This window comes from Streptomyces megasporus (assembly GCF_000718985.1).
GTDB lineage: Bacteria > Actinomycetota > Actinomycetes > Streptomycetales > Streptomycetaceae > Streptomyces > Streptomyces megasporus.
The window spans coordinates 29,146-44,172 of sequence record NZ_JODL01000027.1 but is presented as its reverse complement, the minus strand read 5'-3'; the positions used below and the strand labels follow the sequence as shown (position 1 = coordinate 44,172).

At 72.0% G+C, this 15,027-nt stretch carries 14 protein-coding genes; 9 read left to right on the top strand and 5 right to left on the bottom strand.

All coding sequences use genetic code 11. The features are described from left to right. Nucleotides 1–4: 4 nt before the first annotated feature. The 3 genes from IF47_RS0121080 to IF47_RS0121070 all read right to left on the bottom strand — a co-directional run bounded on the left by IF47_RS0121080 (nucleotide 5) and on the right by IF47_RS0121070 (nucleotide 3,004). Entirely contained in the window at nucleotides 5–757 is a 753-nt protein-coding gene (locus tag IF47_RS0121080) for an MBL fold metallo-hydrolase (RefSeq protein WP_425423631.1), read from the bottom strand. A 198-nt stretch (nucleotides 758–955) separates the two neighbouring features. After that, a complete protein-coding gene (locus tag IF47_RS0121075; protein WP_031510464.1) occupies nucleotides 956–2,353 on the bottom strand; it encodes a GntT/GntP/DsdX family permease in 1,398 nt (465 codons plus the stop codon). Between the two features lie 126 nt (nucleotides 2,354–2,479). Continuing rightward, on the bottom strand, nucleotides 2,480–3,004 hold the full coding sequence (locus IF47_RS0121070) for a gluconokinase (protein ID WP_031510462.1): 525 nt from the start codon (nucleotides 3,002–3,004) through the stop codon (nucleotides 2,480–2,482). Nucleotides 3,005–3,132: 128 nt separating this feature from the next. Here IF47_RS0121070 and IF47_RS0121065 point away from each other — a divergent pair, with 128 nt between their 5' ends. The 4 genes from IF47_RS0121065 (at nucleotide 3,133) to IF47_RS0121050 (ending at nucleotide 6,785) form a co-directional block, all read left to right on the top strand. Then, a complete protein-coding gene (locus tag IF47_RS0121065; RefSeq protein WP_031510461.1) occupies nucleotides 3,133–3,834 on the top strand; it encodes a FadR/GntR family transcriptional regulator in 702 nt (233 codons plus the stop codon). 100 nt (nucleotides 3,835–3,934) lie between these two features. Continuing rightward, nucleotides 3,935–4,738 carry a sulfite exporter TauE/SafE family protein gene (locus IF47_RS0121060; protein WP_031510460.1) on the top strand — a complete coding sequence of 268 codons (804 nt, stop codon included), beginning with the start codon at nucleotides 3,935–3,937 and terminating at the stop codon, nucleotides 4,736–4,738. A gap of 332 nt (nucleotides 4,739–5,070) precedes the next feature. Continuing rightward, nucleotides 5,071–6,156 carry an S-(hydroxymethyl)mycothiol dehydrogenase gene (locus IF47_RS0121055; RefSeq protein ID WP_031510459.1) on the top strand — a complete coding sequence of 362 codons (1,086 nt, stop codon included), beginning with the start codon at nucleotides 5,071–5,073 and terminating at the stop codon, nucleotides 6,154–6,156. Then, a complete protein-coding gene (locus IF47_RS0121050) occupies nucleotides 6,156–6,785 on the top strand; it encodes an MBL fold metallo-hydrolase (RefSeq protein WP_031510458.1) in 630 nt (209 codons plus the stop codon). The genes IF47_RS0121055 and IF47_RS0121050 overlap by 1 nt, the downstream gene beginning before the upstream one ends. A gap of 62 nt (nucleotides 6,786–6,847) precedes the next feature. Here IF47_RS0121050 and IF47_RS0121045 read toward each other — a convergent pair whose 3' ends face one another. Then, complete coding sequence (locus IF47_RS0121045; protein WP_157840013.1) at nucleotides 6,848–7,807, bottom strand: ABC transporter substrate-binding protein; 960 nt, start codon at nucleotides 7,805–7,807, stop codon at nucleotides 6,848–6,850. Nucleotides 7,808–7,890: 83 nt separating this feature from the next. Between IF47_RS0121045 and IF47_RS0121040 the strand changes: the two genes are divergently transcribed. From IF47_RS0121040 to IF47_RS0121030, 3 genes are read left to right on the top strand one after another with little or no spacing between them, the layout of a single operon-like run. Next, on the top strand, nucleotides 7,891–8,889 hold the full coding sequence (locus IF47_RS0121040; protein WP_211257242.1) for a FecCD family ABC transporter permease: 999 nt from the start codon (nucleotides 7,891–7,893) through the stop codon (nucleotides 8,887–8,889). Next, complete coding sequence (locus IF47_RS0121035) at nucleotides 8,886–10,067, top strand: FecCD family ABC transporter permease (RefSeq protein WP_211257241.1); 1,182 nt, start codon at nucleotides 8,886–8,888, stop codon at nucleotides 10,065–10,067. Before IF47_RS0121040 ends, IF47_RS0121035 begins: the two co-directional genes overlap by 4 nt. A gap of 14 nt (nucleotides 10,068–10,081) precedes the next feature. Then, nucleotides 10,082–10,921 (top strand): ABC transporter ATP-binding protein, encoded by an 840-nt coding sequence (locus IF47_RS0121030; protein WP_078592017.1) that lies wholly within the window; start codon nucleotides 10,082–10,084, stop codon nucleotides 10,919–10,921. Nucleotides 10,922–10,961: 40 nt separating this feature from the next. On the opposite strand, the gene IF47_RS0121025 is transcribed toward IF47_RS0121030, so the two are convergent. Further along, on the bottom strand, nucleotides 10,962–11,798 hold the full coding sequence (locus tag IF47_RS0121025) for an NAD-dependent epimerase/dehydratase family protein (protein ID WP_031510452.1): 837 nt from the start codon (nucleotides 11,796–11,798) through the stop codon (nucleotides 10,962–10,964). A 294-nt stretch (nucleotides 11,799–12,092) separates the two neighbouring features. Between IF47_RS0121025 and IF47_RS0121020 the strand changes: the two genes are divergently transcribed. After that, nucleotides 12,093–13,115 carry a 5-dehydro-4-deoxyglucarate dehydratase gene (locus tag IF47_RS0121020; RefSeq protein WP_051717997.1) on the top strand — a complete coding sequence of 341 codons (1,023 nt, stop codon included), beginning with the start codon at nucleotides 12,093–12,095 and terminating at the stop codon, nucleotides 13,113–13,115. Between the two features lie 208 nt (nucleotides 13,116–13,323). Further along, nucleotides 13,324–14,913, top strand: coding sequence for a sodium:solute symporter family protein (locus IF47_RS0121015; RefSeq protein ID WP_051717995.1), 1,590 nt, complete (start codon nucleotides 13,324–13,326; stop codon nucleotides 14,911–14,913). The last annotated feature ends 114 nt before the right edge of the window (nucleotides 14,914–15,027 follow it).

Sequence of the window (15,027 nt, the reverse complement as noted above, 5' to 3'; positions counted from 1 at the left end):
CCCGTCACCGGGCGGGTGCGGCCGGGCCGGCCTGTTCGCGCGCGTGCCGCACCGCGGCACGGACCGCGCCGCGGTGCACCGGCCCGTGGCCCGGGAGCAGGACGTCGGCGTCGAGTTCCTCCAGGGTGGCGAGGGACGCCAGGGCACGGGCGCGGTCGTGGTGGAACATGTCGGGCAGCAGTTGGGGCCCGTGGAGCGGCGAGGTGGGGTGGGCGCAGACCAGGGCGTCCCCGGTGATCAGAATCCCGGTGTGGGGCAGGTGGTAGGCGCAGTGCCCGTCGGTGTGGCCGGGGGTGTGGACGGGCACCGGGCGCCCGGGGACGTCGAGTGGGCCCGGGGACGGGAACTCCCGGGGCTCGGCGACCGGTGTCTCCCTCGTGCCGCCGGAGCGCAGCGCGTGCACGGCCCAGGGCAGGACTCCGGGACGCAGGCCGTTGGCCAGGACGCGCCCGACGGAGATCTGGTGGAGGAAGTCCCGGCGCGCGTGGGGGACTTCCGCCCGGTGCGCCAGCACCGGGACCCCGTGCTCCGCGCGGAGGAACTCCGCCGAGCCGATGTGGTCGCTGTGGGCGTGCGTGATCAACACGGCCGCCACGGAGGAGGGGGCGGCGCCGACCGCGTCCAGCGAGGCGAGCAGCAGTTCCCGGTCCCGGGGGTACCCGGTGTCCACCAGGGTCACCGCGTCGCCCTCCCGGACGATCACCCAGTTCGTGTTGCGGCCCGTCACCAGGTGGACGCCCGCCTCGACCTGGACCATCTCGGGTGCTCGCACCGCTGCTTCCCCCCCGTCACCGGCCTCCGGCGACCACCGGCCCCGGCGGACCCGCCGCGCGCTCGTGTGCGCTCGGGGGCAAGGGTAACGGCCCCACGCGCCCGGAACGTGGCCGTCGGAACGACGGACGGCGGCGGGAACCCCGCCGGGGTTCCCGCCGCCGCGGAAGCGGAGCCTTTGAGGCTAGATCACCAAGGACAACAGCAGGACCAGGGCGCCGGCCACCACCGAGATGACGGTCTCCATGATCGACCAGGTCTTGACGGTCTGTCCGATGTTCATCCCGAAGTACTCCTTGACGAGCCAGAACCCGGCGTCGTTGACATGGCTGAAGAAGAGCGAGCCGGCACCGATCGCGAGGACCAGCAGCGCCGCGTGCGCGGTCGACATGTCGGCCGCCAGGGGGGCCACCAGACCGGCCGCGGAGATGGTCGCGACGGTCGCCGAGCCGGTGGCGAGGCGGATGGCCACCGCGATCAGCCAGGCCAGCAGCAGTGTCGGGATCGCCCAGTTCTCGGAGAAGTCCAGGATCATCCGGCCCACGCCGACGTCGATGAGGGTCTGCTTGAAGCCGCCGCCCGCGCCGACGATGAGGAGCACGCCGGCGATGGGCGCGAGCGAGGTGTCGACGGTCGAGGCGAGCCGGTCCTTGGCGAACCCGGCGGCCCGGCCCAGGGTGAAGAACCCGACGATCACGGCGGCGAGCAGCGCGATCATGGGCGAGCCGATGACGTCGAAGGTCCGCTGCACCGTGTTCTCGGGATCGTCGACGACGATGTCCACCAGCGCCTTGGCGAGCATCAGCACGACGGGCAGGAGGACCGTGGCCACCGTGACGCCGAATCCGGGACGCCTCGTCAATTCCTCGGAGGGGCGCTCGGGGAGCATCCGCTCGGGAACGGGCACGTCGACCCACCGGGCCGCGTACCGGGAGAAGATCGGGCCCGCGATGATCACCGTCGGGATGGCGATGAGGATGCCCAGGGCCAGGGTCACGCCGAGGTCGGCCTCGACCGCGTCGATCGCCACCAGCGGGCCGGGGTGCGGGGGAATGAGGCCGTGCATCACGGACAGGCCGGCGAGGGCCGGGATGCCGATGCGCATCAGGGAGTAGTTGCCCCGCTTGGCCACCATGAGCACGACCGGGATCAGCAGGACGATGCCGACCTCGAAGAAGAGGGGCAGTCCGATCACCGAGGCGATCAGCACCATCGCCCACGGCATGGCGCGTCCACTCGCCTTGGCGAGGATGGTGTCGACGATCTGGTCCGCTCCGCCGGAGTCGGCCAGCAGCTTGCCGAGGATCGCGCCGAGGGCGATCAGCACGCCCACGCCGGAGACGGTGGAGCCGAGTCCGCTGCTGAAGCCGGCGATCGCCTCGTCCAACGGGGCGCCCGCGAGAGCGCCGAGCGCCAGGGAGCCGATGGTCAACGCCAGGAACGCGTGGAGTTTGAACCTGGTGATGAGCAGGACGATGACGGCGATGCCCGCGAGAACGGCGATCCCGAGCTGGGCGTGGCCCGCTGAGGTGATCGGCTCGACGGTGTCCGCTGCCAGTATCTCGGCGCTGAGTCTGGTCACGGTCTTTCCTTGTGGTGGATCGGGGTGAACGAGGGTGCGTGGGGGGTGAGGGGGTGGAACGGGGGTGAGCGGGAAGGCGGACACCCATGCCAGGGGAGTGGTGGATGTCCGTCCAAGGGGGCGCGGCTACGGGAGGGGTGCGCGCCGTTCGTCGTCGAGGAGAGCGCGGACCACCCGTTCGGCGACCTCCTCCGGACTGCCGGAGACGTCGACGGCGACGCCGGATTCGTCCGGTTCCAGGGGCTGGAGCGTGGCGAACTGCGAGTCCAGCAGGGCCGTGGGCATGAAGTGCCCCTCGCGGTGCGACATGCGTTCCTCGATGAGCCGCCGGTCGCCGGTGAGGTGGACGAACACCACGTCCGGGGCGGCGGCCCGCAGCCGGTCGCGGTAACTCCGCTTCAAGGCGGAGCAACTGACGACCCCGCCGAGTCCCGCCCGGGCGCGGGCCCAGGCGCCGATGTCGTCCAGCCAGGGCAGACGGTCCTCGTCGGTCAGGGGCTCACCGGCGGTCATCTTCGCGATGTTGGCCGCGGGATGGAAGTCGTCGCCCTCGGCGTAGGGAACGCCGAGCCGGTCCGCGAGCAGGTGGCCGACGGTGGTTTTGCCGGTGCCTGCCACGCCCATGACCACGACGACGCGGGAGCTGCTCATCGGTGCCTCGCTGTCTCCGTCGACATCTGGATGCCACGTCACTGAAGCCCAAAGGTCAGACGAAAACAAGACCCTGTGATTAATTAGTCTGACTTTTTGTTCGAGGGGTCGCTGCGTACTCTGAGGTCATGAGCACAGGGGCCCGGGGGCAGCACGCGCGTGTACTGGACGTCCTCGGGCTGGCCATCACGGCCGGTGAGCATCCGCCCGGCAGCGTGCTGCGCACCGACGAGTTGGCCGAGCGGCTCGGGGTGTCGCGCTCGGTGATGCGCGAGGCGGTCCGCGTCCTGGAGTCGATGTGCCTGGTGGAGTCCCGCCGTCGCGTGGGCGTGACCGTGCGCCCCGTCGAGGAGTGGAACGTCTACGACCCGCAGGTCATCCGGTGGCGGCTGGCCGGCGCCGACCGTCCCCACCAGTTGCGTTCCCTGACCGTGCTGCGCTCGGCGGTCGAACCCGTCGCCGCGGGGCTGGCCGCGCGCAACGCCACCCCGGAGCAGTGCGCGGAACTCACCGAGTGCGCCCTGGGCATGGTCGCCACTTCGCGCGGCGGCCAACTGGAGGGGTACCTGGTGCACGACATCGCCTTCCACCGGGTCGTGCTGAACGCCTCGGGGAACGAGATGTTCGCGCACCTGGGCGACCTCGTCGCCGAGGTGCTGGCCGGCCGCACCCACCACCGGGTCATGTTCGAGGACCCGGACCCGGCCGCCGTCACCCTCCACGTGCAGGTCGCGGAGGCGGTGCGGGCGGGCGACGCGGTCCGGGCCGAGGAGCTGACCCGCGAGATCACGGTGGGCGCCCTCCGGGAGCTGGACATCCTGGCGCCCTGAGCCGCTCGCCGTGCCGGGCGGCCGTCGGGGCCCCGCCTCGACCCTCCGGGAGGGCCCCGGGCGGGTCGATCGCCGGCCGGGCATAGCATCGACCCCCGACATGAACATCGATTTCTGGGGCTTCGTGGCGCTGGCGGCGGCCACCGTGCTCGTCGGCTTCTCCAAGACGGCGGTCAGCGGAGCCAACACGGTCAGCCTGGCGATCTTCGCGGCGGTGCTCCCGGCACGGGAGTCCACCGGCGTACTGCTGCCCCTGCTGCTGGTGGGGGACGTGATCGCCGTGATCACCTACCGGCGGCACGCGCACTGGCCGACGCTGGTGCGGATGTTCCCCGCGGTGGCCGTCGGGGTCGTCGTCGGCACCGTGTTCATGGCATGGGCCGGTGACACGCTGATCCGGCGGTCGATCGGCGTGATCCTGCTGTTCATGGTGGCCGTGACGCTGTGGCGGCGCCGTGTCGACGGCCGCCGTGCCCGGGAGGGCCGCGCCCAGGGGAGCGACGCCCAAGGGAACGGCGGCCGAGAGAACGGCGGGGGCGGCGGACGGACCGGGCGGCACGCCATGCGGTCGTACGGGGTGCTGGGCGGCTTCACGACCATGGTCGCCAACGCGGGCGGACCGGTCATGTCGCTCTACCTGCTCTCCGTCGGCTTCCGGAAGCTCGGTTTCCTCGGCACCTCCGCCTGGTTCTTCCTGGTCGTCAACGCCTTCAAGGTGCCGTTCATGCTCGGCCTCGACCTGATCAACGCCGAATCGCTGCGGTTGAACGCGACGCTGGTCGCCTTGGTGGTGGTGGGGGCGTTCGTCGGTCGGGCGGTCGTCGCCCGGATCGACCAGCGGCTCTTCGACCGGTTGGTGATCGCGGCGACGACCCTCGGCGGACTGCAACTGCTGCTGCGTTGATCCGGGGCCTCCCCCCCCCGCCTCGGACGAGGGAAGGCACGGGGCGTTCATGACAAACGGGCCGGCCTTCGACGGCTCCGTGCGCGACCGCCGGCCGGACCGGCCGGGAGCGCGGGACGCCCCGGCTCTCCCTCGGCTCTCTCTCGGTTCTCCCTCGGCCCCTCCGGCACACCGGAGGGGCTCGTCGGGACCGGGGGGCCGTCCGAGGACCCCCGCGTGTTTGGATGGTTCCCAGGTCACCGGTAGACCTGGATGGGACGGCACCACCGGGTCGTCGGGAGACGGCGGCCCGGTGACCGGCCCGTCGACTGAGTGAGAGAGGTCGCACAGGAATGTCGCAGAAGGTGCGGGCGGTCGTCGCCCGGGGCAAGAACCAACCGGTCACCGTGGAGACGATCGTGGTGCCGGATCCGGGGCCGGGGGAGGCGGTGGTGAAGATCCAGGCCTGCGGGGTGTGCCACACCGACTACCACTACCGTCAGGGCGGGATCTCCGACGACTTCCCGTTCCTGCTCGGCCACGAGGCCGCGGGCGTGGTGGAGGCGGTCGGCGAGGGCGTGGACGAGGTGGCGCCCGGCGACTTCGTGATCCTCAACTGGCGCGCGGTGTGCGGCCAGTGCCGCGCCTGCCGGCGCGGGCGGCCGTGGTACTGCTTCGACACCCACAACGCGGCGCGGAAGATGACCCTGGAGGACGGCACCGAACTGACCGCCGCCCTGGGCATCGGGGCGTTCGCGGAGAAGACCCTGGTCCACGCCGGGCAGTGCACCAAGGTCGACCCGTCCGCGTCGGCGGCGGTGGCCGGACTGCTGGGCTGCGGGGTGATGGCCGGTCTGGGGGCCGCGCTGAACACCGGGAACGTGCAGCGCGGCGACAGCGTGGCCGTGATCGGCTGCGGCGGCGTGGGCGGGGCGTCGGTGATGGGCGCGAACCTGGCCGGCGCCGCGCGGATCATCGCCGTCGACATCGACGACCGCAAGCTGGAGGTGGCCCGGAAGCTGGGCGCCACCCACACCGTCAACTCCCGCGAGAACGACGCGGTGGAGGCGGTGCGGGAGCTGACCGGCGGGCACGGCGCGGACGTGGTCATCGACGCGGTGGGGGTGCCGGAGACCTACCGGCAGGCGTTCTACGCCCGTGACCTGGCCGGGACGGTGGTGCTGGTGGGAGTGCCCACCCCCGAGATGAAGCTGGAACTGCCGCTGCTGGACGTCTTCGGCCGCGGCGGCGCGCTGAAGTCCTCCTGGTACGGCGACTGCCTGCCCAGCCGGGACTTCCCGATGCTCGTCGACCTCTACCTGCAGGGCCGCCTGGACCTGGAGGCCTTCGTCACCGAGACCGTCGCCCTGGACCAGGTGGAGGAGGCGTTCGATCGGATGAACGCCGGAGACGTGCTGCGTTCGGTGGTGGTGTTCTGATGGCGGCCCGGATCGACCACCTGACCACCTCGGGCACCTTCAGCCTGGACGGCGGCACCTGGGACGTGGACAACAACGTGTGGATCGTCGGCGACGACGCCGAGGCGATCGTCATCGACGCCGCCCACGACGCCGCCGCCATCGAACGCGTCCTCGCCGGCCGGCGGACGGTCGCGATCGTGTGCACCCACGCCCACAACGACCACATCGACGCCGCCCCCGCGCTGGCCGAGGCCACCGGCGCGCCGATCCTGCTCCACCCGGACGACCGGCCGCTGTGGGAGATGACCCACCCCGACCGGGCGCCGGACGGTGAGTTGTCCGACGGGCAGACGATCACCGTGGCCGGCACCGAGCTGACCGTGCTGCACACCCCCGGTCACGCCCCCGGCGCGGTGTGCCTGTACGCCCCGGCGCTGGGCACGGTGTTCACCGGCGACACCCTCTTCGCCGGCGGGCCCGGCGCGACCGGGCGGTCCTTCTCGGACTTCCCGACGATCATCGACTCCATCCGCGGCAGGCTGTTGACCCTGCCGCCGGAGACGGTGGTGCGCACCGGGCACGGGGAGTCCACCACCATCGGGGCCGAGGCCCCGCATCTGGAGGAGTGGATCGCGCGCGGTCACTGAGACCGGCGGTCCGTCCGGTCCGGTCGTGCCCGGCACCTCGGGTGCCGGGCACGACCACCGGTTCACTCGGCGTACGCGGCCTCGATGTCCTCGACGACCTTCTCCATCGCGTACAGACCCGCGCTGCTGCTCCACACCTGGCCGTCGACGCCGCTGACCTCGTCGTTCCGCACGGCCTTCAGCCGGGTGAACGACTTCTGCTTCTCCGCCGACTCCAGGGCCTTCCTGCCCTCGGCGTTGAGGGTGGCGACGAAGACGTGGTCGGCGTCGATCTTGTCGAGGTTCTCCAGGGACAGCGCGTCCGAGTGGGGCGAGTCCAGGTCCTCCGCGATCGGCATGAGCGTGGCCCCGGCCTCCTTCAGCAGGCTGCTGGGCATGTTGTCGGCGTTCATCACCATGGGGCCGGCGGGCATCCAGCGGACCACCACGGCCGTGCCCGGGTCCTCCCCGCCGGCGGCGTCGGCCGCGCGGTCCAGCAGGGCGTCGATCTTCTTGTCGAACGCCTCCTTCTCGCCCAGGGCCTCGGCGTAGGTCTCCGCCGGCTGCTTCCAGGTCTCGTTCTTCGGGACGACGGTGGGGGCCACGGCCTTGAGGGCCTCGTACTGGGACTTCTCCATCCGCGGCGCGGCGAGGATCAGGTCGGGGTCGGCCTTGAGGATCGCCTCGATGTTGGGCTCCTGCACCGTGGCGACCAGCGGGATCGACTCCGCCTTCGCTCCCAGGTAGCCGGGCGCGGTGTCCGCGCCGCGGGCGCTGCTCGTGCCGACCGGTTCGACGCCGAGGTACAGGGCGGTGTCCAGCGAGGTGTCACCGAGAGCGACGACGCGCTTCGGCTCGGACGGCACCTTCACCGTCCCGTAGGCGGTCTCGACCGAGCGGGTCGACTGCCGGCCCTTGTCTCCGCCGTCGTCGCCGCCGTCCGCGGAACCTGACCCTCCGCATGCACTCACCCCCATGACCAGCGCAGCAACAGCGGTGACCTGGAGAAAACGGCCGGCTCGGGGCAGGGGGGAGCGGAACATGGTGGATCTCCTGAACGGGGATGGTGCCGGTAGATGAGCGTAGGCTAACCTAACCAATGTATCGGCCATCGAGAAGGTGTGGTGTGACGCTCCGTAAGACTCTGCTGCGCGGCCTGCTGCCGGCGTCCGGCGTGCTGCTGGTCGTCGCGGTGGCCGGCCTGCTCGTCGGGGCCGGTGACATCGGCCCCGCCCGAGCCGCCGAGGTGGTACTCGGCGGCGGTGACGCGGACGCCCGTTTCACCGTGCTGGAACTGCGGCTGCCGCGCACCGTCGTGGCGATCGCCGTCGGGGTCGCCCTCGGCGTCGCCGGAGCCGTCCTGCAGGCCACCGCCCGCAACCCGCTCGCCGAGCCCGGACTGCTCGGGGTGAGCGCCGGAGCGTCCTTCGCCGTCGTCCTCGCGATCGTGCTCGGCGCGAGCGCCACGACCGTGGCCCCCTACGTCGCCGTGCTCGGCGCCGCGGCCGGCTGTCTGCTCGCCCTGGGCGCCGCCCGGCTGCGCGGAGCGGGCGACGACCCGGTCCGACTGGTCCTGGCCGGCGCGGCCTTCAGCGGACTGATGGGCGCGGCCTCCTCCGTGCTGCTCCTGGCGAACCAGCGGGCCGCGGACGAGATCCGGTTCTGGACGGTGGGCTCGGTCGCGGGACGCGACACCGACGACCTCCTCGCCGTGCTGCCCGTCCTGCTGCTCGGTCTGGTCGTGGCCGTCGCGGTGAGCCCCGCGCTGTCCGCGCTCACCCTCGGGGACGACGTGGCCACCGGACTCGGCCACCGCCCGCGCCGGGTGCGCGCGGCGGCCGTCACGTCCGTCGCCCTGCTGGTCGGCGGGGCCACCGCGATCGCCGGTCCGGTCGCCTTCGTCGGCCTGGTGGTGCCCTTCGTGGCCCGGGCGCTGGTCGGACCGGACCTGAGGCGGCTGCTGGCCGTGTCGGTGCTGCTGGGGCCGGCCGTGGTCCTGCTCGCCGACGTGGTCTCGCGGCTGGTCGTCCGCCCGTACGAGATGCCGCTGGGCGTGATGACCGCGCTGTTCGGCGCCCCGGTCCTGGTCGCCGTCGTCCGCTCCTCGAGGTTGCCCGCGCTGTGAAGACCCCGCCGAAGACCTCGCCGAAGACACCGACGGAGACGCCCACGGAGACGCTCACCGGGATGCCCATGGGCACGCCGTCCGTCGATGTGCCCGCCCCACGCCCGCCGCGGGAGTCGGTCGCACCGCCCGTGCCCGCCGCGCCGCCCGGCACGTTCCGACTGGCCACGGGCGGCCTCTCCGTCCTCGTGCCCCTCAGACCACTGCTCGCCGGCGCCGTGCTCGCGCTGCTCCTGGTCGCGGTGGGCACGGTGTGCCTGGCCGTCGGGGACATCGCCGTGGCCCCGCTCGACGCCCTGCGCGCGGCGGTGCTGGGCAGCGGCAGCCCACGCGACCTGCTGGTCGTGGAGGAGTTGCGGATGCCGCGGATCGAGGCCGGGATCACGGTCGGCGCGGCCTTGGGCGTGGCCGGTTGCCTGATGCAGACGCTCTCGGGAAACCGGTTGGCCACCCCGGACACCGTGGGACTGAACAACGGCGCGACCGCGTTCGCGGTCGCCGGCATCGTCTCCTCCTCCACCAGCCTGCTGCCCTCGGCGACGGCCCTGACCGGCGCGGCCACGGCCGCCGTGCTCACCCTCGCCCTCAGCGGGGGAGCCGGACAGCGCGGCTACCGTTTCCTCGTCGTGGGGCTGGGCGTCGGCGCGGTCTTCGGCGCCGTGACGAACCTGATCCTGTCCCGAGCCCGGATCGACGCGGCGAACGCCGCGTTCGCCTGGACGGTCGGCACCCTCAACAGCCGCTCCCAGACGGCGGTCACGGTGCTGGAGGTCGGACTGCTCGTCTGCCTGCCGCTCGCGGTGGTCCTGGGACGCCGGTTGAACGTGCTCCGCTTCTCCGACGCCGTCGCCACCGGGCTGGGCGTGCGGGTGCGGCCCCTGCGCGTGGCGGTGCTCCTCACCTCCGTCGTCTGCGCCGGACTGGCCGTGGCCGTCGCCGGCCCGCTCGGCATGATCGCCCTGGCCGCGCCCGAGGCCGCCCGTCGCCTGACCGGGCCCGGACCGGTGCCCGTCCTCACCTCCGCGCTCGCCGGAGCCGTCTTCACGCTGCTGGCCGACCTGATCGGCAGGACCGTGATGGCCCCGCTGGAGATTCCCGTGGGTCTGGTCACCGCCGTCGTCGGAGGCCCGTACCTGCTGTGGCTGCTGCTCACCACCCGCACGAGGAGGACCCCGTGAAGCCCGTGAACACCATGACCGAGGCCCGCCGGCTGGAGACCGCCTCCCTCACGCTCGCCCACGGGCACACCCCGGTCGTGCGGGAGTTGGACGTCGAACTGCCGCCGCACCGGGTCACCGCGATCGTCGGCCCCAACGGCTGCGGCAAGTCGACGCTGCTCAGCGGGCTCGCGCGGCTCCTGGCGCCGCGCGAGGGCGCGGTGCTGCTGAACGGCCGGGAACTCGCCTCGATCTCCACGCGGGAGGTGGCCCGCACGGTCGGCCTGCTGCCGCAGTCGGCCACGGCGCCGGACGGGCTGACGGTGCGCGACCTGGTGCGTTACGGCCGCCAGCCGCACCAGGGGCTGCTGCGCCAGTGGTCGAAGGCCGACGCCGAGGCCGTGGAGGCGGCGCTGGACGCGGCCGATCTGAGGGAACTGGCGGACCGGCGGCTGGAGACGCTCTCCGGAGGTCAGCGGCAGCGCGCCTGGATCGCGATGGCGGTGGCGCAGGACACCGAGATCCTGATGTTGGACGAGCCGACCTCCGCCCTCGACATCGGCCACCAGTTGGAGGTCCTGGAGATGGTCCGCGGTCTCGCCGCCCGGGGCCGCACGGTGGTGCTCGTCCTCCACGACCTGACCACGGCCTGCCGCTACGCCGACCACATGCTGGCGCTGTCGGACGGGCGGATCGTCGCACAGGGCGCCCCCGCGGAGATCATGACCCCCGACCTGGTGCGCGCCCTGTACGGGGTGGAGAGCACCATCCTCACCGACCCCGTCCACGGCACCCCCGTGGTGTGCCCCACGGCCCTGGCGGTGGCTCCCGAGCCGGCATCGGTGACCTCCGAGGCGGTGCCGGCGGCGACCTGAGACGCACGCGCGACGAGGAGCCGCCCCGGGGCCCGGCCGCTCAGTGCGGCCAGATGGGCGGGTTGGTCGTGAAGTGCCCACCCAGGTACGTGTGCTCGGGGTTGTCCGGATCGAGTTCCCCCTGCTCGGCGATGAGCTTCGCCGCGTACGGCTCGGAGTCGTCCCGGGGCTCGTACCCCAGGGCCCGTGCCGAGGAGAGGTCCCACCACAGCCGGGTGTTGGCCGAGGAGCCGTGGACGACGGTGTGGCCGACGCCCTCGGCGGTCAGCGCGGCGTGGAAGAGGCGGGCGCCGTCGGCCGGGCTCATCCAGACCGAGAGCATCCGCACCGACGTGGGCTCGGGGAAGCAGGAGCCGATGCGGACGGAGACGGTCTCGATGCCGTGCCGGTCCCAGTAGAGCTGGGCCAGGTCCTCGCCGAAGCACTTCGACAGGCCGTAGAAGGTGTCGGGACGGTGGGGGACGTCGACGGGGATCAGCGGGTCCCCCTCGCGCGGGCGCGGGGTGTAGCCGACGGCGTGGTTGGAGGAGGCGAACACGACGCGGCGCACGCCCTCCTCGCGGGCCGCCTCGTAGAGGTTGTAGGTGCCCTCGATGTTGGCCCGCAGGATCTTCTCGAAGGAGGCCTCCAGGGAGATCCCGGCCAGGTGGACGATGGCGTCCACACCTCGCACGGCCTCGCGCAGCGCCGCGCGGTCCGCGAGGTCGGCGGTGATCACCTCCTCGGTCCGCTCCTGTCCGTCCTCTCCGGGAAGCGGCTCGACGGGGACGACGTCGAGGAGCCGCAGCGTGTAGCCGTAGGAGGGCAGCAACCCCCGCATCAGCGTGCCGAGGCCGCCCGCGGCGCCGGTGAGCAGGACGGTACGGGGAGAGGGCATGGACGTTCTCCTCGGTGCGGTGAGCGGGGCGACGCATGCGGTGCGGAGACGATCCGGTGGTCCGCATGCGTGGACGGTATTCACATCCTTGGGCACGCTAAGGAGTCCTCGGGCCACCGTCAAGAGTAGGCGGACGTGGGCTTTTCTTTCTTCCCCTACGGCTGTTGGGCGTGATTCCCGCCGAGGCGGCCTTGACCGCCCCCGAGCCTCGGTCTACCGTGACAACGTTCATAAATATAAACATCGGTCATCATTGTGCACGTCGGCCGACGTGCCGCACGCCAAGGGAGTGCCGTGACGCCAGCCCCCCTCGCCACCCGCCTCGATGGCCTGCTCTTCTTCCCCGTCACCGCGTACGGGCCGGACGGCGCCCTCGACACCGACACCTTCCGCGCGCACGTGCGCCGTGGCATCGACGCCGGCGCCGCCGCCGTCTTCACGTGCTGCGGCACCGGCGAGTTCCATGCCCTCACCCCGGACGAGTTCCGCGAGTGCGTCTCCGCCGCGGTGGCGGAGGCCGCCGGACGGGTGCCGGTGGTCGCGGGCGTCGGCTACGGCACCGCCCTCGCCGTGCAGTACGCGCACGCCGCACGGGAGGTGGGAGCCGACGGACTGCTCGCCATGCCCCCGTACCTCGTCGTCCCCGATCAGGCGGGGCTGCGGGCCCACTACACGGCCCTCGCCGACGCGGCGGGGTTGGACGTCATCGTCTACCAGCGCGACAACGCCGTCCTCACCCCGGAGACCGTGGTCGAACTCGCCCGTCATCCCCGGATCGTCGGGTTGAAGGACGGCGTCGGCGACCTCGACCTGATGCAGCGGATCGTCAGTGCCGTGCGCGCCGCGGCACCGGACGGGGAGTTCCTGTACTTCAACGGGCTGCCCACCGCCGAGCTCACCGCCCTCGCCTACCGGGGCATCGGGGTCACGCTCTACTCCTCCGCCGCCTTCTGCTTCGCCCCGGAGATCGCCGTCGCCTTCCGGCGGGCCGTGGTGGAGGGCGACGACGCGACGGCGCACCGCCTCCTCGACGGCTTCTACCGCCCTCTGGTGGAGCTGCGGAACAAGGGACGCGGCTACGCGGTCTCGCTGGTCAAGGCCGGGGTGCGGTTGCGTGGTCCGGACGTGGGCGGTGTCCGGCCGCCGTTGAGCGAACCGGCCCCCGAGCACGTCGAGGAGTTGGCGGCCCTGGTGGAGCGCGGGCACGCCCTCCTGGCGGAGTCCGGTGGGGTCGGGTCCGGTGAGGCGGGAACGGCCGGCGTCGGGCAGGCCGGTGCGGAGGAGGTCGGCGCCCAAGAGGTCGGAAGCACCGTGTGAGGAGGGGCGCCGCCCTACCGGACCACGCCGTCCGCCGTGCGTTCCGTCATTCATGATCCTGAACAGCGCCCTCTGAGCAAGAGTCCTCTCCCGTCGCTGCGATCCCGGCCTTCACACGTATTGACGCCCCATGAGGGCGCTCCTACCGTAACGGCCACGCATTCATAGAGTTGACACCAGTTCACATCTATGAACTTGAGGAGCCGTTATGGCCGCACTGGACTGGATCGTGCTGGGTGCCTACTTCCTCGTGATGGTGGGCATCGGTCTCTGGTCGAGGAAACGCATCCACACCGTCGCCGACTTCTTCACGGCCCGTGGCCGCATACCGTGGTGGCTCTCCGGGATCTCGCACCACATGTCCGGCTACAGCGCGATCATGTTCGTGACCTTCGCGGCCGTGGCGTACGACCACGGTGTCACCGTCTACTTCTGGTGGCCGCTCACCATCGGACTGGGCATCGGGGTCGGCGCCTTCCTCTTCGCCGCCCGATGGAACAGATTACGGGCCAAACACGGTGTCGACTCACCGCTCGCCTACCTCGCCGTCCGCTACGACCTGCCCACCCAACAAGTTCTCGCCTACAGCGGCGCGGCCCTGAAAGTCGTCGACATCGCCTCCAAGTGGGTCGCCATCGCCCTGCTGCTCAAGGGCTTCGCCGGCATCCCGCTGGGGTGGGGCATCGCCCTGACCGGCGTCTGCACCATGTTCTACATGGCCTTCGGCGGACTGTGGGCCGACGTCCTCACCGACTTCGGACAGTTCGTCATCCAGGGCGTCGCCGGCTTCGCGATGCTCTTCGCGCTCTTCGCGCACCTCGACGGCGTGGCCACGCTCTGGACGATGTGGGGCGACCTGCCGGACGGCCACGGCGACCCGATCGCCGGCCCCGTCACCAGTGGGCTGATCGTGGCGTTCCTGCTGGTGAAGACCTTCGAGTACAACGGCGGCATGTGGAACCTGGCGCAGCGGTACATGGCCGCGCCGTCCGGTTCCAGGGCGAGGAAGTCCGCGCTGCTCTCCAGTTTCCTGTGGATCGTCTGGCCGTTCATCCTCTTCGTGCCGATGATCGCCGCCCCGCTCGTCGTCCCCGGCATCGAGGACGGCGAGAAGTCCTACATCCTGCTCGCGCAGGAACTCCTGCCGGCGGGCATCATCGGACTGCTCCTGGCCGGGTTCTTCTCCCACACCATGGCCATGGTCGCCTCCGACTCCAACGTCATCACCGCCGTCATCACCCGCGACCTCGCCCCGGTGCTCGTCCCACGGGTGCGGCGCCTGACGGAAGCCGGCCAGTTGACGTTCGCGCGGATCACCACGGTCGCCTTCGTCACGGTCAGCATGTCCTTCGCGTTCTTCGCCGACCCGGACGGTTTCATCATGACGGTCGTGGTGAGCATCGTCGCCGCCACCATGGGGCCGATCTCCATACCGCTGATGCTGGGGCTGCTGCCCTGGTTCCGACGTCACGGCCCGCTCGCGGCGCTCGTCTCCTGGGCCGGCGGACTCGCGGTGTGGGCCTGCCTCTACTGGGGCGTGGAGGACGCGAGCCAGACCGTGAACGTCGGGCTGCCGGTGCTCGTCTCGCTGGTGCTGTACGTCGCCGTCGGACTGGTGCGCCCCGAGGGCAGCGCGGCGCGCGACGCCCTCATCGACTCCCTCGCCGACGATCCCCCGGAGGCCGAACCGGGCGCGTCGGAGCGGCAGGCGCCCGAGGGTCCGCCGGCCTCCGACGGCGCCGCCCGGGCGGACACGATCCCCGGGCCCCGATCTCCCCGGACGCCTTCGTCCTCCTGAGCCGCCCCGGCGGAGGCCGGCGGACGGAACGAGTGCGCGACGGGCCGGACACCGCACGGTGTCCGGCCCGTCGCGCACTCCTCCGACGCCCCCGCCCGACCACCGGGCGGGGGC